This is a genomic window from Bradyrhizobium sp. HKCCYLRH1030 (assembly GCF_051168395.1).
GTDB lineage: Bacteria > Pseudomonadota > Alphaproteobacteria > Rhizobiales > Xanthobacteraceae > Bradyrhizobium.
The window spans coordinates 452,213-473,249 of record NZ_JBNPUY010000003.1 but is presented as its reverse complement, the minus strand read 5'-3'; the positions used below and the strand labels follow the sequence as shown (position 1 = coordinate 473,249).

Below are 21,037 nucleotides of genomic sequence, written 5' to 3'. Positions count from 1 at the left end.
ATGACTGTCAGTTGAGGGAATCACGCAGCCTTCTTGGCCGCGACGGGCGTGTCGATGATGCCGAGCAGATCGCTCTCCTTCACGATCAGGAGATCCTTGCCGTCGATCTTGACCTCGGTGCCCGACCATTTCCCGAACAGCACGCGGTCGCCGGGCTTGACCTCGAGCGGCACCAATTGCCCCTGCTCATTCCGCGCGCCAGGACCCGCGGCAACGATCTCGCCCTCCTGCGGCTTCTCCTTGGCGGTGTCGGGAATGATGATGCCGCCCTTGGTCTTCTCCTCGGCATCGATACGGCGCACGAGCACGCGGTCGTGCAATGGACGGAAATGCATGCACATCCTCCTTTACAGATCAGCGATGTCATAAGCCTCGGGTCCCATCAGGCCCCCGAGCGAGCAACGACCTAGGAAAGCCGAACTTTTCGTTCAAGAGGGTCACGTAAATTTTTTGGCACTCTCGGGGAACGATTGCCAGTGCGGCTCTTGAACCGGGCCGGCCGCTTTCCCAGTTCTGTCGTCGCCAAAAAATCCTGATCGCGCTTGTTGGGGATCACGATGCAGCTTCCGCCTTTTCTCCGGGCCGTCCTGGCGCCTGCCATTCTGCTTTGCCTGATGACCGGGCCTGCCTTGGCCCAGATTCCCGATCTCAAGCTAGGCCGGGTGCCGACGCTGGCCCCGCTGGTCAAGGAAGTGACGCCCGCCGTCGTCAACATCTCGGTCGAAGGCAAGGTCCGCCAGGACAATCCGCTCTACCAGGACCCGCTGTTTCGCGAGTTTTTCGACGTCCCCAAGCAGGTCGAGAAGCAGATCAGCGCCACCGGCTCGGGCGTCATCGTCGATGCGCAGCGCGGCTACGTCATGACCGCCAATCACGTCGTCGAGCACGTCACGACAGCGCAGATCCGCACCAAGGATGGCCGCAAATTCGCCGCCCGCCTGGTCGGGCGCGATCCCGCCACTGATATCGCGCTGCTGCAGATCAGGGACCCCATCGACCTCAAGGCCATCGCGCTTGGCGACAGTGATGCGCTCGAGGTCGGCGACTTCGTGATCGCCGTCGGCAACCCGTTCGGTCTTGGCCAGACCGTCACCTCGGGTCTCGTGAGCGCGCTCGGGCGAACCGGCCTCGGCAAGCAGGGCTACGAGGACTTCATCCAGACCGACGCGGCGATCAATCCCGGAAATTCCGGCGGCGCGCTGATCAATCTGCGCGGCGAGCTGGTCGGCATCAACACCGCGATCATCTCGCCCGGCGGCGGCAATGTCGGCATCGGCTTCGCCGTCCCGATCAACATGGCGCGGCGGGTGATGGAGCAGCTCGTCGCCAACGGCCGCGTCGATCGCGGCCGCATCGGCGTGACCCTGCTCGACCTGGATGCACCGGCCGATGGCCGGATTCAGGGCGCGCGCGTCGCCGACGTCACCGTGGGCTCGCCGGCCGAACGCGCGGGACTGCGCAAGGGCGACATCATCGTGAAGGCGAACGACATGCCGGTGCGCAGCGCCACGCAGGTGCGCAACCTGATCGGCCTCACACCGGTCGGGCAGCGCGTCCGTCTCGTGTTCGAGCGCGACCGCGCGCTCGGCAATGCGACGGTGGAGGTCGCGCCGGTCACCGAAGAACGTGCGCGCGCGAGAACCTCGGGCTGAGAATTCAACTTCAGTTCGTTGTTAGCTGCGCGTACCACGTGGAGTAAATTTTTACCGTGCATCAAGCATGCAGCGAGACGCCGATACCTCTCTAAACGCCTGTTAAGTGCTATCGCGCTTATTGCAACCCCGCGGAGGTATTGAAATGCGGGGTGATGGTTTGGCGTTCAGTTTGCCACGCTGGCGCGTGACGCGCTGGCTGGCCGACCCGGGATATCCGGTGTCATCAGATATCCGCCGCGCGTTGACGCGTGAGCTCTACGGCTGCTGGTCGGTGTTCGCCGGCGGCGCCATCAACACCGTTGCTGTCGCCGCAGCGCTCGCACTGCGTACGCCGAGCCCGCTCTTCATCACCTGGTTCGTGCTCGAAGTCGCGATCTGCCTGTCGCGGCTGATCGTGATGATGATTGCCTACCGCCGCGCCCGCGAGCGGCTGGCGACGCCGACCGACATCCACATCCTGCTGTCGGTGGCCTGGAGCGCCAGCGTCGGCTTCGGCGTCGGCATCAGCCTCGCGTCCGGCGACTGGGTGGCCGCGTCACTGACCTGCATCTCCTCGGCCGCCATGGTGGGCGGCATCTGCTTTCGCAATTTCAGCGCGCCGCGCCTGGTCGGCACGATGATCCTGTTCAGCATCGGCCCCGTCATCCCCGGCGTCGCGACGTCGCATGAGCCGTTGTTGTTCGCGATGTATCTGCAGATGCCGGTCTACTTCCTCGCCATGACCGGCGCGGCGTTCCGGCTCAACAAGATGCTGGTGGCGGTCATGCAGGCCAAGCGCGAGAGCGACGAGCGGGCGCGGCTCGATCCACTCACGGGCTTGCGCAACCGCGCCGGCCTGATCGATGCGCTGCAGAGCAGGCTCGACGCCGGCGGCGATCGCAGCTTCGCCGTCCTGTATCTCGATCTCGATGGCTTCAAGCCGGTCAACGACACCTTCGGTCACGCCGCAGGCGACGAGCTGCTGAAGATCGTCGGCCGGACGCTGCGGCAGACCGCCTCTCGCGGCGACGTCATCGCCCGGATCGGCGGCGACGAGTTCGTGGTGCTCGCCGGCGATCCTGCGCTCGACCACGCGCTGGCGCTCGGCGAGCGCATCATCGAGGTGATGACCTCGCCGATGGCCCTGCCGGGCGGCGCGCATGTCCAGATCGGCATCAGCATCGGCATCGCCGTCGCGCCCGAGCACGGCACCGATCCGGAAGCCCTGCTGTTCGCGGCGGACGCCGCATTGTATGAAGCCAAGTCGAGCGGGAAATCCTGCTGGCGATTGGCTTCGGCCGAAGCCAATCTCGCAGCGCTGCGCAAGATCGCCGGCGGCGATCTTGCGGCGAAGTCGGTCGCCAGCGCGGCGTGAGTTCAGCCTCGTGCAAACAATCAGCGCCGTCGCGGTCGTAGCCCGGACGAGCGCCTGCACTACCGTGGCATCTCCGCGAGCGCGGCGAGGATGCGGGCCCAGGAGCGGATGCCCTTGTGATAGCTCTTGAGGTCGTATTTCTCATTCGGCGAATGGATGTTGTCGTCGTCGAGACCGAAGCCGACCAGCAGTGAATCGAGACCGAGCGTCTTCTTGAAGTCCGTGACGATCGGGATCGAGGCGCCCGAGCCCATCAGGACGGTCTCCTTGCCCCACTCCTCGGTCAACGCCTGCCTGGCAGCCGCCAACGGCTTCATGGTCCAGTCGAGCGCGATCGCAGCGCCCGCCGAATGATCGCCGAACTCGACCGAGCAGTCGCCGGGGATGCGCGCCGACACGTAGTCGCGGAAGGCCTTGCGGATCTTCAGCGGGTCCTGGCCCTCGACGAGGCGGAACGAGACCTTCGCATGCGCCAGCGACGGAATCACGGTCTTGGAACCCTCGCCGATATAGCCGCCCCAGATGCCGTTGATATCGCAGGTCGGCCGCGACGAGATTTGCTCGATCAGCAGACGATCCTTCTCGCCGGCGGGGATCGACAGGCCGATCGGCTTGAGGAAGCTCTCGGGCGTCAGGTTGAGCTTCTTCCACTGCTCCAGGACCTCCGGCGGCACATCCTTCACGCCGTCATAGAAGCCGGGGATGGTGATGCGCCCGTCGGCGTCGAACAGGCCGCCGAGGATCTCGGTCAGCACGCGGATCGGATTGCGCGCGCCGCCGCCGAACACGCCGGAATGCAGATCGCGATTGGCGGCCTTGATCTTCACCTCTTCATAGAGGAGACCGCGCAGCGAGGTCGTGATCGCCGGCGTGTTCGGATCCCACATGCCGGTGTCGCAGACCAGCGCGAAGTCGGCCTTGAACTCGTCCTTGTTCGCTTCGAGGAATGGCACGAAGTTCTTCGAGCCGACCTCCTCCTCGCCCTCGATCAGCACCGTGATGTCGAGCGGCAGCGATCCCGTGACCTTCTTCCAGGCGCGGCAGGCCTCGACGAAGGTCATCAGCTGGCCCTTGTCGTCCTCGGCGCCGCGCGCGACGATGATCTTGCGGCCGTCGGCATGGTCGGCGACCACGGGCTCGAACGGCGGCCGATGCCACAGCTCGAGCGGATCGACCGGCTGCACGTCGTAATGGCCGTAGAACAGCACATGTGGCTTGGCCGCGCCATCTCCTTTGCCACCATGGCCGTTGCTCTTGCCGACCACGGCCGGATGGCCGGCGGTCGGCCGCACTTCGGCGGCGAAACCGAGCGTCGCAAGATCCTTGGCAAGATGGTCGGCTGCTGCCTTGCAATCCCCAGCGAAGGCCGGATCGGCCGAGATCGACTTGATCCGGATCAGCGCAAACAGCCGCTCCAGGCTGTTGTCGAAGTCGGCGTCGATGTGGTCGAGAACGGATTGAAGCTGCGCATTGGCCATGGCCACCGGATCCTTCGCATGTAACGGCTATCGGCCCGCTTGTAGCTCCGTTGCGCGGTCCGGGCCAGCCTCATGCAAAGGCAGCAAATGCCGCCTGCCCCCCAATCGGCGCAGATGACATGACAAGGCCATCACGCCGACCGGGAACACGACACCATATCAACGCCGCAGCAGTCCACCTAGCGCGCCACGCACGAGGGAGCGGCCGATCGAACTGCCCAAGGAGCCGCCGACCTGCTTGCCGAGATCGGCCGCGATCCCGCCCACCACCTTGTCGGAGACCGAGCGGGCGACGTTGCGCGCGATCACCTGCGTGGTCGAGAGCTGGCCGCGCTTGACGTTGGTGCCGAAGATCGTCGCGGCGATGTCGCCGATCTTGCCGAGCACGCTGCCGGAGGAGGCTTCCGTCGTCGCGGCGGTTCCGCTGATCCGCTTCTGCAGCAGCTCGTAGGCGGACTCGGCGTCGATCGCGGTGTCGTATTTGCCCTTGACCGGGCTCGCGGCGATGATCGCCTTGCGCTCCTCCGGCGTGACGGGTCCGATGCGCGCCGACGGCGGCCGGATCAGGACGCGCTCCACCATCGCCGGCGTGCCGTTGCCCTCCAGGAACGACACCAGCGCCTCGCCCTTGCCGAGTTCGGTGATCACCTTGGCGGTGTCCAGCTTAGGATTGGGGCGGAAGGTGTCGGCGGCCGCGGCCACCGCCTTCTGATCGCGCGGCGTGAAGGCGCGCAGCGCGTGCTGCACGCGATTGCCCAATTGCCCGAGCACCCGGTCCGGAACATCGAGCGGATTCTGCGTGACGAAATAGACGCCGACACCCTTCGACCGGATCAGCCGCACCACCTGCTCGATCTTGTCCATCAGCGCCTTCGGCGCATCGTTGAACAACAGATGCGCCTCGTCGAAGAAGAACACCAGCTTGGGTTTGGCGAGATCGCCGACCTCCGGCAGCTCCTCGAACAGCTCGGACAGCATCCACAGCAGGAACGTCGCGTAGAGTCGCGGGCTCTCCAGCAACCTGTCGGCGACGAGGATGTTGATCATGCCGCGGCCGTCGCGGTCGGTCTTCATGAAGTCGGTGAGCATCAGCGCCGGCTCGCCGAAGAACTTCGTGCCGCCCTGGTTCTCGAGCACGAGCAACTGCCGCTGGATCGTGCCAACGGTCGCGCGCGTGACATTGCCGAACGACTGCGCCGCCTTCCGGATCGGCGCCAGCGGATCGGCCTCCGCATCCGCCCCCTTCTTGCCGGCCTCCGGAATGATCGCGTCGAGCAGCGCGCGCAGATCCTTCATGTCGATCAGGGCGAGGCCGTTCTCGTCGGCCACGCGAAACGCGACGTTGAGCACGCCTTCCTGGACATCGTTGAGGTCGAGCATCCGCGCCAGCAGCAGCGGTCCCATCTCGGTAACGGTGGCGCGCACCGGATGGCCCTGCTCCCCGAACACATCCCAAAATACCGTCGAGAACTGATCGGGCTGATAGGTGAGGCCGAGCTCGGTGGCGCGCTTGAGGATGAAGTCCTTCGCTTCGCCGGTCTGCGAGATGCCCGAGAGATCACCCTTGATGTCGGAGGCGAAGACCGGAACACCGGCACGGGCAAAACCCTCGGCCATCACCTGTAGCGAGACTGTCTTGCCGGTGCCGGTCGCGCCGGTGACCAGTCCATGGCGATTGGCAAGCGCAAGCGTCAACCAGGCCGGCTGCTCGCCGGCACCCACGAAGATCTTGTCGTCGGTATCAGCCACGGGTTTTCCGGATGGTGCCATGATGATCCATCTTTCGAGAGAGAATGTTTCGCATCACACGTGGTGCGGAGCATCGCGCGCGATAACATAGTTGAGTTTCGCGAATTGGAACCAGCGTCAGGGTGCTCACCTCTTCGCACGGCACGCACTCTTCTTAGCATTGGTGCTGCGCGATGCGCACGTTTGATCCGTGGATTCAACATCCGGTCTTGCATCGCTGCAACAGTTCATCGTCGATCGCGAATCGATTCGCGCACCGAGCCGGCTCCTCGCTTGTAATTCACGGATCGTCCGATCAAGATGAATTCAGCGAGAGGACATCCGGTCGTGGGGGACCGGATGAGACGGGGTTCACATGAACGAGTTGATTGAGCCGCTGGCCAGAACGGCCGGCATCAGTAAAGTCGTGGCTGAAATCATCGGCATCGGGCCTGACTTCCTCAGCGGCAATGGACGGCAATGGCAGGCGCCGCAGCCGTCAGCCGGTGAACTTTTTGCGTTCGGCCGCGACCAAATCGAAGCCGATCAGTTGGCACGATCGCGACAGGCACACCCGGCCTGAGCCCGGTTGCCCCAAGCCCGACCGCCCGGGCCATATCACCTGAAGCACCTTCGCGCGCGCCGAGTATCATGACATATCCGATCACCGAACTCGAAGGCATGACGACCTTCTATGCCGCCAAGCTGAAAGCTTTGGGCATCCGGACCACCGACACATTTCTCGAAGCCGCCCGGACCGTGAAAGGGCGTAAGGCGCTCGCCGCCAAGACCGGCATCAGCGAGCAGCAACTGCTCGATTGGGCAAACGCCGCCGATTACATGCGCATTCCCGGCATGGGCAAGGCCAAGGTCTGCCTCGTCCGCGCAGCCGGGGTGACCACCGTGCGCGAGCTGGCGCACCGCAATCCCGCCCGGCTGGCGCAGAACATCAAGGAAGTGAACACCCGGCGAAAACTGGTTCGGATCCTGCCGTCGGAGAAGTCGGTCGGCCAGCTCATCGAAAGGGCGCGCCGGCTGGAGCCGAAGATCAGCTATTGACCAGCCTCTAGATTGACCGTGCTTGTGCGGTGCGACACCTTGACTTGAGGGTGGCAACCGCGCAAAGCGGCGCCTATGAGCGCCATTTCGCCGCACTCCGCCCCGGACCTCGCGTCGAGCCACCCGCTGCTGCGGAGCTGGCTTTCGCGTCCATTCCCGGCGGTGATGGGCATTCTCAACGTCACACCGGATTCGTTCTCGGACGGCGGCCGTTTCGATGCACCGGAACGCGCCATTGCGCAGGCCGAGCGCTTGATCGCGGCCGGCGCCGACATCATCGACATCGGTGCCGAGTCCACCCGGCCCTACAAGGGCGCGGTGCCGGTCACGGCCGAGGAGGAACTGGCGCGCCTGCAGCCGATCCTGCCCGCGGTCGTCGCACTCGGCGTGCCCGTGTCGATCGACAGCATGAAATCTCAAGTTGCAGGCTACGCGCTGGACCATGGTGCTGCGATCGCCAATGATGTGTGGGGTCTGCAGCGCGATCCCGCGATGGCCGATGTCGTCGCCGCGCATGGCGCGCCGATCGTGGTGATGCACAACCGTGCTGCCGTCGATCCGGAGATCGACATCGTCGCCGACATGATCGGCTTCTTCACGCGCTCGCTCGACATCGCGGCCAAGGCCGGCATTCCCCGTGGGAACATCGTGCTCGATCCAGGCATCGGCTTCGGCAAGACGGCGGAGCAGAGCATGATTGCGCTGGCCCGGCTCGATGCATTCGCATGCTTCGGGCTGCCGCTGCTGGTCGGCGCATCGCGAAAACGTTTCATCAGCACCGTGGTGGCGTCGGAGCCGCAGGAGCGGCTCGGCGGCTCGATCGCGGCGCATCTGATTGCGGCTCGGCGCGGTGCTGCAATCATCCGGGCGCATGACGTCGCCGAAACGGTTCAGGCCGTAGGCGTGGCCGCGGCAATCGAGGCACTGCGATGACCGATACGATCTTCATCAAGGGCGTTCTCATCCACGCGCGTCATGGCGTGATGGAGCATGAGAGCGAGGTCGGCCAGCGCTTCGTGATCGACCTCGAGCTCTACACCGACCTTTCGGACTCCTCGCGCAGCGACCGCCTCGCCGACACCGTGTCCTATTCCGACGTGGTGGAGACGGCGACGGCGGCGTTCAAGGACTCCAACTACCGCCTGCTCGAACGCGCGGCCGGCGCGGTGGCCGATGCGATCCTGTCAACCTTCGCCCGCATTCGCGCCGTCAAGGTCACGGTGCACAAGCCGCATGCGCCGATCGCCGCCATCTTCGAGGATGTCGGCGTGGTGCTGACGCGCTCGCGGCATCCATGACGGCGATGGCGAGCGCGCTGGTTGCTCTCGGCGGCAATGTCGGCGACGTCAGGGCGACGTTCCGGCGCGCCATTCCGGAGATCTGTGCGCGCGCGTCGGCGGCGCTTATCGCGCGCTCGTCCGACTACATCACGCCGCCATGGGGCGAGGAGCAGCAGCCGCCCTTCATCAATGCCTGCATCGAGATCGCGACCGCGATGCCTCCACGGCCGCTGCTCGGCGTTCTGCACGCGGTCGAGCGCATGTTCGGCCGCAATCGCGCGCAGGAGACGCGGTGGGGTCCGCGGACGCTCGACCTCGATCTGATCGCCTATGACGATTTCGCGATCGACACCCCCGATCTCACGCTGCCGCACCCTCGGCTGTTCGAACGCGGCTTCGTGCTGGTACCGCTGGCCGAGATCGTGCCGGCGCGACGGATTGCCGGCCGCCGCGTCGATGAGGCCGTGCTCGCCGTTTCGCGCGACGGAATCCGGCCGTTGCCGTCAGCCGAATAGCTGACATCTCCGGCCAAACAACCGTTTGGCTTGGCCGCCCTGACGTGGCATTTTGCGCCACAACAATCGCGATAACAGACGCCCCGGGAGACGCGATCCGCATGACGACCGAGACCGACGATCTGCGACTGGCCGCCGATTTTGCGCCGGCCGGCGAGGCGGACTGGCGCAAGCTGGTCGATGGCGTGCTGAAGGGCGCGGCCTTCGAGAAGCTGGTCGGCAAGACCTATGACGGGCTAGAAATCCAGCCGATCTATCCGCGCGCCAAGCATGCCGCGCCGGTCGCCGGCCGCGCGCCATCGGCGCCATGGCAGGTCATGCAGCGCGTCGATCATCCCGATCCGGCCAAGGCCAACGCACAGGCGCTGATCGACCTCGAGAATGGCGCGACCGGGTTGTCGCTGGTGTTTGCCGGCTCGAACGCCGCGCATGGCTTCGGCCTCGCCGCCAGCCCCGACGCAGTGGCGCGCGCGCTCGACGGCGTGCATCTCGATGCTGCGATTGCAATCGAATTGCACCTCGGCGACTCGCTCTCGCCCGCCTCGCTTCTCGCCGACATCGTCAAGCAGCGCGGCATCAAGGCCGCGGCCTGCGACATCCGGTTCGGCCTCGATCCGACCGGGCATGCGGCCGCTCGCGGCGCAAGCTCGCATGACGCACCGACGCTCGGCGGCAACTCGGGCGCGCTGGTCAAGCAACTGCACGAGGCCGGCTTCAAGGGCCCGTTCTTCGCCGCGGACGGCCGGGTCGTGCACGACGCCGGCGGATCGGAGGCGCAGGAGCTCGCTTTCGTGCTCGCCTCCGCCGTCGCCTATCTGCGGGCGCTCGAAGCCGAAGGCATCGCGCTCGAGACCGCGCGCGGCATGATCTACGGCCGGCTCGCCGCCGACACCGATCAGTTTCTCACGCTGGCGAAATTCCGCAGCCTGCGGCGGCTGTGGGCGCGCATCGAGGAGGCCTGCGGCCTGGCGCCAAGGCCGCTCTTCATCTCGGGCGAGACGGCGTGGCGCATGCTCACCCGGCGCGATCCTTACGTGAACATGCTGCGCGCCACCATCGCGACGTTCACGGCCGGATTGGGCGGCGCCAATGCCGTGACGGTGCTGCCGCACACAGCCGCACTCGGCCTGCCCGACGCGTTCGCGCGCCGTGTCGCCCGCAACACGCAATTGGTGCTGCTGGAGGAAAGCAATCTCGCCCGCGTCGCCGATCCCGCCGCCGGTGCCGGCGGCATCGAGGCGCTGACCAGCGAGTTGTGCAGCGCCGCCTGGGCACTGTTCCAGGAGATCGAGAAGGCCGGCGGCGTCGTTGCGGCGTTGCAGGCGGGCCTCATCCAGACCAAGGTCGCCGCAGTGAAGCAGGCGCGCGATGCGAACATCGCCAAGCGGCGCGACGTGCTGACCGGCGCCAGTGAGTTTCCGAATCTCAACGAGGCCGAAGTCGCCGTGGAAGCGGTCGCCCCTCTGGCCGCGCCGCTGGCGGCCAAGGCTGCGCTCAGCTTCGCACCGCTCACGCCGATCCGCCTCGCTGAAGGATTTGAGCGGCTGCGTGACCGCTCCGACAGCCTGCTGAAGAGCCAGGGACAGCGCCCCTCGGTCTTCCTCGCCAATATCGGCACCGCCGCCGACTTCACCGCCCGCGCGACCTTCGTCCGCAGCTTCTTCGAGGCCGGCGGCATCGCCGCGATCGACGGCCAGGGCGGCGCGGATCCGGCCGCGCTCGCAGATGCATACCGCGCCTCCGGCGCCGCGATCGCCTGCCTCTGCTCGTCCGACAAGGTCTATGCCGAGGCCGCGGTTCCGGCGGCCAAGGCCCTTCAGGCCGCGGGCGCACGACATATCTATCTGGCAGGCCGCGGCGGCGAGCGGGAAGCTGCGTTGCGCGAAGCGGGCATCGGCAGCTTCGTGTTCGCCGGCGGCGACGCGCTGAAGACGCTCGAGGACGCCTATACGCATCTGGAGTGAGCATGACCGACGACACCAAGCCTCTCCTGACCGGCGGCTGCCAATGCGGTGCCGTCCGCTTCGCGTTCAAGACCACGCCGAACAAGGTCAGCATCTGTCATTGCCGGATGTGCCAGAAAGCCTCCGGCGCGCCGTTCGCCTCGTTCGCTGAGATCGACCGCGAGCACTTCGCCTGGACGCGCGGTCAGCCCGCCGCGTTCCGTTCATCCACGATCGCCGAGCGCTTCTTCTGTCCCGCCTGCGGCACGCCGCTCGGCTTCGGGCGTATTGATGGGCCGCGGATCGAGATCATGACCGGCAGCTTCGACCGGCCGGACCGGGTGGTGCCGACGCGACAATATGGCTCGGAGTCGCGACTTGGCTGGGTGGTCGCGATCGCCAATCTGCCGAGCCAGACGACACAACAGAACTATGGACCGGAGAAGATGGCGACCATCGTCAGCCATCAGCATCCGGACCACGATTGAGACGAGGACGCCGGGCCATGAGCCGCATTCCCGATTTCACCGCGATCGCGTTCGAGCCCACGGCCACGCCGGCTCCCGCAGGCCCAGCCGAGCCGTGGCTCACGCCCGAAGGCATTCCGGTGAAGCCCGCCTATGGCGAGGCCGATCTCGCCGGCATTGACTTCCTCGACACCTGGCCGGGCATCGCGCCGTTTATGCGCGGTCCGTACCCGACCATGTATGTCAACCAGCCTTGGACGGTCCGGCAATATGCCGGCTTCTCCACGGCGGAGGATTCCAACGCGTTCTACCGCCGCAACCTCGCCGCCGGCCAGAAGGGCCTCTCGGTCGCCTTCGATCTCGCCACCCATCGCGGCTATGATTCCGATCATCCGCGCGTCGGCGGCGACGTCGGCATGGCCGGCGTCGCAATCGACTCGATCTACGACATGCGCACCTTGTTCGCCGGCATTCCGCTCGACCAGATGAGCGTGTCGATGACCATGAACGGCGCCGTGCTGCCGATCCTGGCGCTGTTCGTCGTCGCCGCCGAAGAGCAGGGCGTGCCGCCGGAGAAATTGTCGGGCACCATTCAGAACGACATTCTGAAAGAGTTCATGGTGCGCAACACCTACATCTATCCGCCCTCGCCCTCGATGCGGATCATCTCCGACATTTTCGCCTTCACCTCGCAGAAGATGCCGAAGTTCAATTCCATTTCCATCTCCGGCTATCACATGCAGGAGGCCGGCGCGACGCAGGATCTCGAGCTCGCCTATACGCTCGCCGACGGCGTCGAATATCTGCGCGCCGGCATCGCGGCAGGACTCGACGTCGACCGCTTCGCGCCGCGGCTGTCGTTCTTCTGGGCGATCGGCATGAACTTCTTCATGGAGGTCGCCAAGCTGCGCGCCGCGCGGCTGCTGTGGGCGAAGCTGCTGAAGCCGTTCAACCCGAAGGATCCGCGCTCGCTGTCCTTGCGCACCCACAGCCAGACCTCGGGCTGGTCGCTGACCGCGCAGGACGTCTACAACAACGTGGTGCGCACCGCCGTCGAGGCGATGGCAGCCACGCAAGGCCATACCCAGTCGCTGCACACCAACGCGCTCGACGAGGCGCTGGCGCTGCCGACCGACTTCTCCGCGCGCATTGCCCGCAACACCCAACTGTTCCTGCAGCAGGAGAGCGGCACCACCCGGATCATCGATCCCTGGGGCGGCTCGTATTATGTCGAGCGCCTCACCCGAGACCTCGCCGCCAAGGCCTGGGGCCACATCCAGGAGATCGAGGAACTCGGCGGCATGGCCAAGGCGATCGAGGCCGGCGTGCCGAAGCTGCGCATCGAGGAGGCCTCGGCCAAGACCCAGGCGCGGATCGACACGGGCCGCCAGTCGGTGATCGGCGTCAACAAGTACAAGCCGACCGACGAGCCGCCGCTCGACGTGCTCAAGGTCGACAATTCCACCGTGCGCCGGCTGCAGATCGACAAGCTGTCGCGGCTCAAATCCGAGCGCAAGCAGGCCGAGGTCGATGCGGCGCTGGCGGCGCTCACGCGCTCGGCCGGTGACGGCAACGGCAACCTGCTGGCGCTCGCGATCGACGCGGCGCGCGCCAAGGCCACCGTCGGCGAGATCTCCGACGCGCTGGAGAAGGTGTTCGGCCGCCATCGCGCCGAGATCAAGTCCATCACCGGCGTCTACAAGCGGGAGATTGCCGCCATGTCCGGCAAAGCCGAGAAGCTGCAGGCGCTGATCGAGGCGTTCGAGGAGGCCGAGGGCCGCCGGCCACGCATCCTGGTCGCCAAGATCGGCCAGGACGGCCACGACCGCGGCCAGAAGGTGATCGCGTCGGCCTTCGCCGACATCGGTTTCGACGTCGACATCGGACCTTTGTTCGCCACCGCCGACGAGGCGGCGCGGCAGGCGGTGGAGAACGACGTCCACATTCTCGGCGTCTCATCGCTGGCGGCCGCGCATCTCACCGCGGTGCCGGAGCTGAAGGCCGCGCTCAAGAAGCAGGGCCGCGAGGACATCATGATCATCGTCGGCGGTGTCGTGCCGCCGCAGGATTACGATGCGCTGTACAAGGCCGGTGCCGAGGCGATCTTCCCGCCGGGCACCGTCATCGCCGACGCCGCCGAGGAGCTGATCCAAAAGCTCAATGCGCGGCTGGGGCACAGCGAGGCGGCGGAGTAGTCCGACTGCGTCACACCCCACCGTCATTCCGGGGCAAGGCCAAAGGCCTTGAACCCGGAATCTCGACATTGTCTTGCGTCCATTCCCGAGAGCGTCGAGCTATTGACGCGCTGTAATCCATCGCCGCGCGTTCGATCTGGGCACGATCGAACCTTTGCGGTACGTGCGCGCACAGACAACCAAACCCGGATCACAAGCCTCATGTATTCTACCAAACTGCTTGTCGCCGCCCTGTTCGGCCTGCTCACCCTCTCGCCGGCGATCGCCGCCGAAGCCAAGCCCGATGCGTCGATCAAGACCAAGGCCGCCGAGGCCAGCGTCACGCTGAGTGCCGACATCAAGGCCGATCCGGCGCTCGCCGCGAATTGCCTCGCCGAAGGCCGCAAGTGGATGGACAAGCAGGCCGCGGACGCCGCCAAGGACTACAAGGCGGACAAGGAACTGTTCCGCGACGGCCCTTACACCTATGGCCGCGACTATTCGGTGCGTTCGATGGTCGCCGATCGCTATGTCAGCGTGCTGCGCAACGACTACATGGACACGCATGGCGCCCATCCCAACCGGACGGTCGACACCATCCTCTGGGACAAGGCCGCCGCCAAGCGCATCTCGATCCGCCCGTTCTTCAACGAGACCGCCGACAACGGTCCGACCATGACCGCGATCAGCAAGGCGATCATCGCCTCGCTGCGAGCAGAGAAGAAGGCGCGCGACGCCGGCGACACTGACGAGTGGTGGTTGAAGAGCGTCGAGCCGAAGCTGCTCGGCATTGGCGCCGTCACGCTCGCGCCCTCGACGCTGGCCGGCAAGAGCTCGGGCCTCACCTTCCACTATCCGCCCTACGCCGTTGGCGCCTACGCGGAAGGCGACTATGTCGCCTTCGTGCCCTGGGAAACGCTGAAGCCCTATCTCAGCGCGGAGGGGCAGGCGATCTTCGGCGGCGCGAGGCCGAAGGGGGATGCGGAGGAGAACTAGCTGGCCGGGCCGCTCGCATCCGCTATAACGGGCGCATGTCCTCTCGTTCTCCTTCGCCAAATACCACGACCTTGGCCGACGATATCAGCGCCGGCAGCCGCGCGGCGCTGGCGCGCGCGATCACGCTGGTCGAGAGCCGCCGCGCCGACCATCAGGCCGCCGCGCGCGAACTGGTGCAGGCGCTGCTGCCACGGACGGGGCACGCGATCCGCGTCGGCATCACCGGCTCGCCCGGCGTCGGCAAGTCCACCACGATCGATGCGCTCGGCATGTTCCTGATCGGACAGGGCCACAAGGTCGCGGTGCTCGCGGTCGATCCGTCCTCGGCGCGCACCGGCGGTTCGATCCTCGGCGACAAGACGCGGATGGCGCGATTGTCCCATCACGAGCACGCCTTCATCCGCCCCTCGCCCTCGTCGGGCACGCTCGGCGGCGTCGCCGCCAAGACGCGCGAGGCGATGCTGCTGTGCGAGGCCGCAGGCTTCGACGTGATCCTGGTCGAGACGGTCGGCATCGGCCAGTCCGAAACCGCGGTCTGCGACATGACCGATTTCTTCCTCGCGCTGATGCTGCCCGGCGGCGGCGACGAGCTGCAGGGCATCAAGAAGGGCCTGGTCGAGCTCGCCGACATGATCGCGATCAACAAGGCCGATGGCGACAACGTCAAGCGCGCCAACATCACCGCGGCCGACTATCGCGGCGCGCTGCATCTGCTCAGCCCCCGCTCCGAGCACTGGCATCCGCCGGTCGTGACCTATTCGGCGATATCAGGCACGGGCATCGCCGAGCTGTGGCAGAAGGTCCTGGATCATCGCAAGGCGATGATCGCCTCCGGCGAGTTCGCCGCGCGGCGGCGCGACCAGCAGGTGAAATGGATGTGGACCATGCTGGAGCAGCGCCTGATGGCGCGGCTGCGCACCGATCCATCCATCCGCGCGAAGGTGAAGAAGCTGGAGAGCGACGTCGCCGAGGGCCGCGTCGCGCCGGCGCTCGCCGCCGAGCAGCTCGCGGAGATGCTGACATGAGCGAGCGGCCGCGCGTCCTGATCACCGGATTCGGCCCGTTTCCCGGCGCGCCGTCCAATCCGACCATGCCGCTGGTGAAGCGGTTGTCAGAGCTGCGGCGGCCAGCGCTGGATGACGTCGCCATCAGCAGCCACATTTTTCACGTGACCTATGCGACCGTGGATCGCGAGCTGCCCGCGCTGATCGCCGAGCGGCGCCCGCATGCGCTCATGATGTTCGGCCTCGCCGGGCGAACGTCCTATCTGCGGATCGAGACGCGCGCACGCAACGCGATCACCACGACCTTCCCGGATGCCGACCGCCACGTCGCGCGCAAGGGCGTGATCGTCCCGGGTGCACATCCGATGCCGTTCGGCCCGCACATGGCGCGGCTGCTGCGCGCGGCGCGCGCCACCGGCATCGATGCCCGGGCCTCGCGCGATGCCGGCAGCTATCTCTGCAACTATCTGAGCTGGCGCGCGATCGAGGCGACCAAGGCCGCCGAAGGGCCGCGGCTCGCCGCCTTCATCCACATTCCTCCCTTGCCGCGTGCCGGCACGGCGTTGCCGCACGGCAGTTCGCGCATCACGCTGGAGGGGCTCGTCGATGCCGGCGAAGCGATGCTGACGGAGCTGGTCAAGGTCGTGCGACAGGCGTCCTGTCGCACGAGCTGACGCCGATGGTGGTATGACCGCTGACGGTCAGCGCGGGATATCAGATGCTCCAGCGGCGCCGACCGCCAAATCCCCCACCGATCAAGCGCAGCAGGAGCAACAGGACCACGGCGCCGATGAAGGCGTTGATGATCGCGGCGACCAGTCCGACACCCAGATGAATGCCGAGCTGCGGCAACAGCCAATTGCCGATGAAGGCGCCGAGGAGGCCGACGATCAGGTCGCCGATCAGGCCGAAGCCGCCGCCTTCCATGACGCGGCCCGCGAGCCAGCCCGCGACAATGCCCACGAACAGAATAACCAGTAGACTCTCATTTGACAGATGCATGACCCTCTCCTCGCCGATCCATTGCGGGAACAATGTCCGCGAGTCCCATTGGTTCCCTCGGGAGAGGCTCACCGGTTCGACGGGCAACCCACGCCGGCGGGCGATCTGACGTGAAGATTTAACCCTACCGCCAACAATCCCGGGCGCAGGCGCTCATCCTCAGCATCAGCATTGAGGCTTTCGGCTTAAGTCGTGGCCGCACATCATCTTTTATCTTTTGCGCGAGACACTGACCATGGATGTCAATCGCCGCCGCATTCTGGCTGGATCGGCTGCCGGCGCCGCCGGGGCATTGGCCCTGCCGGCGGATGCCGCGCAGGCCGCCCCCCTGATCTCCGCACTCGGCCGCGACGCCACGCAATATGGCGTCAAGCCCAACAGTCCCGACGACCAGACCCGCGCGCTGCAGCGTGCGATCGACGAGGCCGCGCGCGCCCAGGTGCCGCTGGCGCTGCCGCCGGGCACCTACAGGACCTCGATGCTGCGGCTTGCCAGGGGCAGCCAGATGGTCGGCGTCCGGGGTGCCACCAAGCTCGTGTTCACCGGTGGCGGCCCGTCGATGCTGTCAGCAGAAGGCGCTGACGGCCTCGGCATCAGCGGCGTCGCGCTCGACGGCGGCGGCATTGCCCTGCCCCAGCGGCGCGGCCTGCTTCACGTTGCAGCCGGCAACGATGTCAGGATCCATGATTGCGAGATCACCCGCTCCGGCGGCAGCGGCATCTGGCTCGAGCAGGTTTCCGGCGACGTCAGCGGCAACGTCCTCACCGACATCGCGGTCACCGCGATCGTGTCGTTCGATGCCCTCGGGCTGATCGTGTCGCGCAATACCATCAAGGGGACGCGCGACAACGGCATCGAGATCCTGCGCACCGCGATCGGCGACGACGGCACGATGGTGCTCGACAACAGCATCACGGACATCAAGGCCGGCCCCGGCGGCTCGGGCCAGTACGGCAACGCCATCAACGCCTTTCGCGCCGGCAACGTGATCGTGCGCGGCAACCGCATCAGGAACTGCGACTACTCGGCAGTGCGGGGCAACTCGGCCTCGAACATCCAGATCGTCGGCAACAGCGTCAGCGACGTGCGCGAGGTCGCGCTCTACTCTGAGTTCGCATTCGAGGGCGCCGTCATCTCAGGCAATACGGTGGATGGTGCCGCCTTCGGCGTCTCCGTCTGCAACTTCAACGAAGGCGGCCGCATCGCGGTGGTCCAGGGCAACATCATCCGCAATCTGATCCCGAAGCGGCCGATCGGCACAGCACCCGACGACGATGCCGGCATCGGCATCTATGTCGAGGCGGACTCCGCGGTGACCGGGAACGTGGTCGAGAATGCCCCGTCCTACGGCATCGTCGCCGGCTGGGGTCGATATCTGCGCGACGTGGTGATCTCCGGCAACGTCGTCCGCAACGCTCTGGCCGGCGTCGGCCTCTCGGTCGTGCCGGGCGCGGGCACGGCGCTCGTCAGCAACAACATCATCTCCGGCACGCCCCGTGGCGCGGTCATCGGGCTCGATCACATCAAGCCGGTGACATCGGACCTGACGCAGGACGGTGCGCAGCGATTTGCCCATCTGACTGTCAACGGCAACGCCGTCAGCCGGTAACAGACTAATAAGCGACCGCCAGCGCTGGATAGCGGCGCTCGATGGCATCGAGATCGACCACCGGCTCGTCATACTCGGCGTCGGATTGAATGCCGATGCTCAAGGCCTGCTCCAGGGCGAACATGTCGATGCGGGACGGCGCGACGGTCGGCTCCGGCGCGATGTCGTCTTCGGCCACATAGTCGGGTTCGATGACGTCGTCCGGTTCCAGATCATCCGCGGCCAGCTCGATCTCGGGCTCGACGATGATCTTGGACTCCGCAAGGATGGTTTCGAGCGAAGGCGGCAGCGCAATGGGGCGCCGCTCGATGGGATGATTTTCATGGAGACGGAGTTTGATCGGCTCAGGCTCGGCGGGGCGCGCGGGCGCCGGTGGCGCAGCCACAACGGCAGCCGGCGTCTGGCTGGGCACGATGCTCACCTGCTCGGGCTCGGCGCGGGATAGCGCCTGCCAGGTCTGCACCGCGGCCTTGGCCTGGCGGATGTCGTCCAGGAGAGACTGCTCGGTGTAGTAGCGGCGCCAGCGGCCGCTCTGGAACAGCTCGGTGAGATGGTCCAGGCGCCTTTCGGCAAGCGCGCACCAGCGTGCAGCCAGTTCGCGGCTGCAAGCCACGTCCGGTCGATGTGTCATGGGGGAGCCCGTGAGATAAGGGGACGGACGCACTCGGCACGAATCAACGCAACGTGACGTGAATATTTTGTGGAAAAGGTTAACAAAGTCTAGCTAATGCCATGTTGTTTGGCGGCCAAACCGTAGTCGTGCGGAAATTTTGTCCGTGTTTTTTCGGGCTTTGGCCAGGCGCGGAGCGCGAACGCGACCAACGGGATCCCTAGACAACCCAAGGATGTTCGACTCGGGGTGCGCGAGACACTGCCGGATATCGACGTTGCCGGGCTTCGACCTCGCCTAAAATGAAAGACCCGTCCGGGGGGACAACCGGACGGGTCGAGCCATATGGGCGCTTGGGGTGGATGGGCGCTCGCGCCGTATATAGCCTTGGGGAGGGGATCACCGCTCCCACATGCTTTCTGTCGTGATCGCCCCGCTGCACGTTCAAGGCGAGCGGGAGATTTTCGGAACGTTCACGAAAACGTTGGCGTCATTGCTGCGCGGGCCGAAGCGCGTCGCCGGCTGGAGACGCCGCGGTCACCGCGGCCGGCGCCGGGCGCAACTCGCGGGCCGCCGCGGGCTCCGTTTGCAGCCCCGCGGAAGGCACAGCAGCAGCGGGCGCATCCTGCGGCGAGACCACGGCCTGGACCGCCGCCAAGGCATCCGCCTGCCCTGCCCCGAACAGATCGTCGCGTCCGGGGGTCCCGAGATCGCGCGCGGTCCCGGTCAGCACGGTCCGCACCGTTTCCGGCTTCAGCGCCGGATTGCGCTCCAGCACCAGCGCCGCAAGCCCGCTGACATAGGCCGCGGAAAACGAGGTGCCCGAGATGATCTGATATTTTCCGTCCGGCGCCGGCAGGAAGATCTCGGCGCCGGGCGCGGCCAGCGCGATGTAATTGCCGCGGTTCGACGCCGGCAGCAACTGGTCGCTGTCATCGGTCGCACTGACGGCGATGACGTTCGGATTGCCCGCAGGATACAGCGGCGGCGACTTGGCCCCGGCATTGCCGGCCGCGGCGACCATCACGACGCCCTTGGAAGCGACGGCCGCGATCGCGCGCTCGATCACCGCATCCTTCGGGCCGGCGAAGCTCATGTTGACGATCTGCGCGCCGTGCAGAACCGCGTAGTCCAGCGCCTTCAGGATCACATAGGAGCTGCTCTCCGGCCCGCCGCCTTTCTTGGCCATGCCGAAGGCGCGGATGGCGATGATGCGTGCATAGGGCGCGCTGCCCATCAACCGCTTGTGCGACACGATCACGCCGGCGATGCCCGTGCCGTGCACATGCGGCCCCTCGTCACCGCCGAGTGCGTCGAACGCGTCGAACGACGCGTCGGCGAATTCCGGGTGCTTGAGATCGACCGCGGAATCGATCACTGCGATGGTGACGTTGGAGCCCTGGGCCAGCCTGTGCGCTTCGGGCAGCCGCAGCTTCGCCAGCGCGTATTGCGCGGGATCGCCCTCGGCGGGCGGTGCGTTCTGCTGCTGCAGCGTGTAGCGGTAGTTCGGCTGCACCGAACGCACCCTGGCATCTGCCGCGAGCGCACGGCTGACCGCCTGCACCGAGCGGCGATCGGTGATCCGGAACAGACCGATGGTGGCGCCGATCAGCGGAAAGCGCTGCGAGCTGATGCGCTGCAGGCCATGGCGGCGCGCCAGCGCGTCGGCCTGATCGGCCGAGAGCCCGTCATCGATTTCGGCGACGATCTCGTTGGCGATGGTCCGCGGGTCGACCGCGGCCGCAGCTTTCGGCTCGCCCCGCTGCGTCACCTTGGCGGACCTGCCTTTGTCCAATCTTCCTTGGGACCGCCGGCCCTGCCCGTCCGCCGTCACCGGCCGGCGGTCGAGACATTCACCCGAGGCGCTGCGATCCGCCGGGTCGCAGGAGGTCTGCAGGTTCGGTGCAAATCGCGCATTGGGCAAGGTCGGGCGCACGGTCATCGCCGTCGGCGGCGGCGCACGCATCGCGGTGCCCGGGTTGATGCTCGGCACCCGGCTCGGGATGTTGATGTTGGGCGAACGCATCATCGCCTGGGCATGGGCACTGAGGTCGCCACCTGCGAAAGCAGGCATTGCGACGACAATCAGCATCACGACCGATCTGGCGAACTGGAGCGGCGAAGTAGACGACATGGAGCCTCCGAATGACGTTCGGACGGCGC

At 66.4% G+C, this 21,037-nt stretch carries 20 protein-coding genes; 14 read left to right on the top strand and 6 right to left on the bottom strand.

Translation table 11 applies throughout. The features are described from left to right. Positions 1-20: 20 nt before the first annotated feature. The gene (groES, locus tag ACQR1E_RS12380) at positions 21-335 is read right to left on the bottom strand and encodes a co-chaperone GroES (protein WP_315753078.1); all 315 of its coding nucleotides are present in this window, start codon (positions 333-335) and stop codon (positions 21-23) included. A 222-nt stretch (positions 336-557) separates the two neighbouring features. Here groES and ACQR1E_RS12375 point away from each other — a divergent pair, with 222 nt between their 5' ends. Then, positions 558-1,652 (top strand): trypsin-like peptidase domain-containing protein, encoded by a 1,095-nt coding sequence (locus ACQR1E_RS12375; protein WP_315753079.1) that lies wholly within the window; start codon positions 558-560, stop codon positions 1,650-1,652. A 145-nt stretch (positions 1,653-1,797) separates the two neighbouring features. After that, the gene (locus tag ACQR1E_RS12370) at positions 1,798-3,009 is read left to right on the top strand and encodes a GGDEF domain-containing protein (protein WP_315768141.1); all 1,212 of its coding nucleotides are present in this window, start codon (positions 1,798-1,800) and stop codon (positions 3,007-3,009) included. A gap of 59 nt (positions 3,010-3,068) precedes the next feature. Here the strand turns inward: ACQR1E_RS12370 and ACQR1E_RS12365 are convergent, their stop codons facing one another. Continuing rightward, positions 3,069-4,487, bottom strand: a complete 1,419-nt coding sequence (locus ACQR1E_RS12365) for a M20/M25/M40 family metallo-hydrolase (RefSeq protein ID WP_434897090.1) — start codon at positions 4,485-4,487, stop codon at positions 3,069-3,071. Between the two features lie 159 nt (positions 4,488-4,646). Then, positions 4,647-6,257 (bottom strand): helicase HerA-like domain-containing protein, encoded by a 1,611-nt coding sequence (locus ACQR1E_RS12360; protein ID WP_315828251.1) that lies wholly within the window; start codon positions 6,255-6,257, stop codon positions 4,647-4,649. Positions 6,258-6,591: 334 nt separating this feature from the next. On the opposite strand from ACQR1E_RS12360, the gene ACQR1E_RS12355 reads away from it, so the two are divergent. From ACQR1E_RS12355 to ACQR1E_RS12305, 11 genes are all read left to right on the top strand, one after another. Next, positions 6,592-6,798, top strand: coding sequence for a hypothetical protein (locus ACQR1E_RS12355; protein ID WP_316167043.1), 207 nt, complete (start codon positions 6,592-6,594; stop codon positions 6,796-6,798). 68 nt (positions 6,799-6,866) lie between these two features. Beyond that, on the top strand, positions 6,867-7,274 hold the full coding sequence (locus ACQR1E_RS12350; protein WP_315716100.1) for a DUF4332 domain-containing protein: 408 nt from the start codon (positions 6,867-6,869) through the stop codon (positions 7,272-7,274). A gap of 75 nt (positions 7,275-7,349) precedes the next feature. Then, positions 7,350-8,207: a dihydropteroate synthase gene (gene folP, locus ACQR1E_RS12345; RefSeq protein ID WP_434897089.1), complete on the top strand. Its 858-nt coding sequence runs from the start codon at positions 7,350-7,352 to the stop codon at positions 8,205-8,207. After that, positions 8,204-8,572, top strand: coding sequence for a dihydroneopterin aldolase (folB, locus tag ACQR1E_RS12340; protein ID WP_315716098.1), 369 nt, complete (start codon positions 8,204-8,206; stop codon positions 8,570-8,572). The genes folP and folB overlap by 4 nt, the downstream gene beginning before the upstream one ends. Positions 8,573-8,577: 5 nt before the next feature. Further along, on the top strand, positions 8,578-9,069 hold the full coding sequence (folK, locus tag ACQR1E_RS12335; RefSeq protein ID WP_316172933.1) for a 2-amino-4-hydroxy-6-hydroxymethyldihydropteridine diphosphokinase: 492 nt from the start codon (positions 8,578-8,580) through the stop codon (positions 9,067-9,069). Positions 9,070-9,170: 101 nt separating this feature from the next. Continuing rightward, positions 9,171-11,033 carry a methylmalonyl-CoA mutase family protein gene (locus ACQR1E_RS12330; RefSeq protein WP_434897088.1) on the top strand — a complete coding sequence of 621 codons (1,863 nt, stop codon included), beginning with the start codon at positions 9,171-9,173 and terminating at the stop codon, positions 11,031-11,033. A gap of 2 nt (positions 11,034-11,035) precedes the next feature. After that, complete coding sequence (locus ACQR1E_RS12325; RefSeq protein WP_315716096.1) at positions 11,036-11,500, top strand: GFA family protein; 465 nt, start codon at positions 11,036-11,038, stop codon at positions 11,498-11,500. A gap of 17 nt (positions 11,501-11,517) precedes the next feature. After that, a complete protein-coding gene (gene scpA / locus ACQR1E_RS12320) occupies positions 11,518-13,674 on the top strand; it encodes a methylmalonyl-CoA mutase (RefSeq protein WP_316171157.1) in 2,157 nt (718 codons plus the stop codon). A 201-nt stretch (positions 13,675-13,875) separates the two neighbouring features. Further along, positions 13,876-14,649, top strand: coding sequence for an RsiV family protein (locus tag ACQR1E_RS12315; protein WP_315828247.1), 774 nt, complete (start codon positions 13,876-13,878; stop codon positions 14,647-14,649). Between the two features lie 35 nt (positions 14,650-14,684). Next, a complete protein-coding gene (meaB, locus tag ACQR1E_RS12310; protein WP_315753091.1) occupies positions 14,685-15,674 on the top strand; it encodes a methylmalonyl Co-A mutase-associated GTPase MeaB in 990 nt (329 codons plus the stop codon). Further along, positions 15,671-16,327: a pyroglutamyl-peptidase I gene (locus tag ACQR1E_RS12305; RefSeq protein WP_434897087.1), complete on the top strand. Its 657-nt coding sequence runs from the start codon at positions 15,671-15,673 to the stop codon at positions 16,325-16,327. Before meaB ends, ACQR1E_RS12305 begins: the two co-directional genes overlap by 4 nt. A gap of 40 nt (positions 16,328-16,367) precedes the next feature. Here the strand turns inward: ACQR1E_RS12305 and ACQR1E_RS12300 are convergent, their stop codons facing one another. Then, positions 16,368-16,655: a GlsB/YeaQ/YmgE family stress response membrane protein gene (locus ACQR1E_RS12300; protein ID WP_315716090.1), complete on the bottom strand. Its 288-nt coding sequence runs from the start codon at positions 16,653-16,655 to the stop codon at positions 16,368-16,370. A gap of 235 nt (positions 16,656-16,890) precedes the next feature. On the opposite strand from ACQR1E_RS12300, the gene ACQR1E_RS12295 reads away from it, so the two are divergent. Continuing rightward, positions 16,891-18,264 (top strand): TIGR03808 family TAT-translocated repetitive protein, encoded by a 1,374-nt coding sequence (locus ACQR1E_RS12295; RefSeq protein ID WP_434897086.1) that lies wholly within the window; start codon positions 16,891-16,893, stop codon positions 18,262-18,264. Between the two features lie 4 nt (positions 18,265-18,268). Here ACQR1E_RS12295 and ACQR1E_RS12290 read toward each other — a convergent pair whose 3' ends face one another. Together ACQR1E_RS12290 and ACQR1E_RS12285 are read right to left on the bottom strand one after the other, a co-directional pair. Beyond that, positions 18,269-18,895 (bottom strand): TIGR03809 family protein, encoded by a 627-nt coding sequence (locus ACQR1E_RS12290; protein WP_316202790.1) that lies wholly within the window; start codon positions 18,893-18,895, stop codon positions 18,269-18,271. Between the two features lie 469 nt (positions 18,896-19,364). Continuing rightward, on the bottom strand, positions 19,365-20,966 hold the full coding sequence (locus ACQR1E_RS12285) for a S8 family serine peptidase (RefSeq protein ID WP_434897140.1): 1,602 nt from the start codon (positions 20,964-20,966) through the stop codon (positions 19,365-19,367). Positions 20,967-21,037 lie beyond the last annotated feature (71 nt).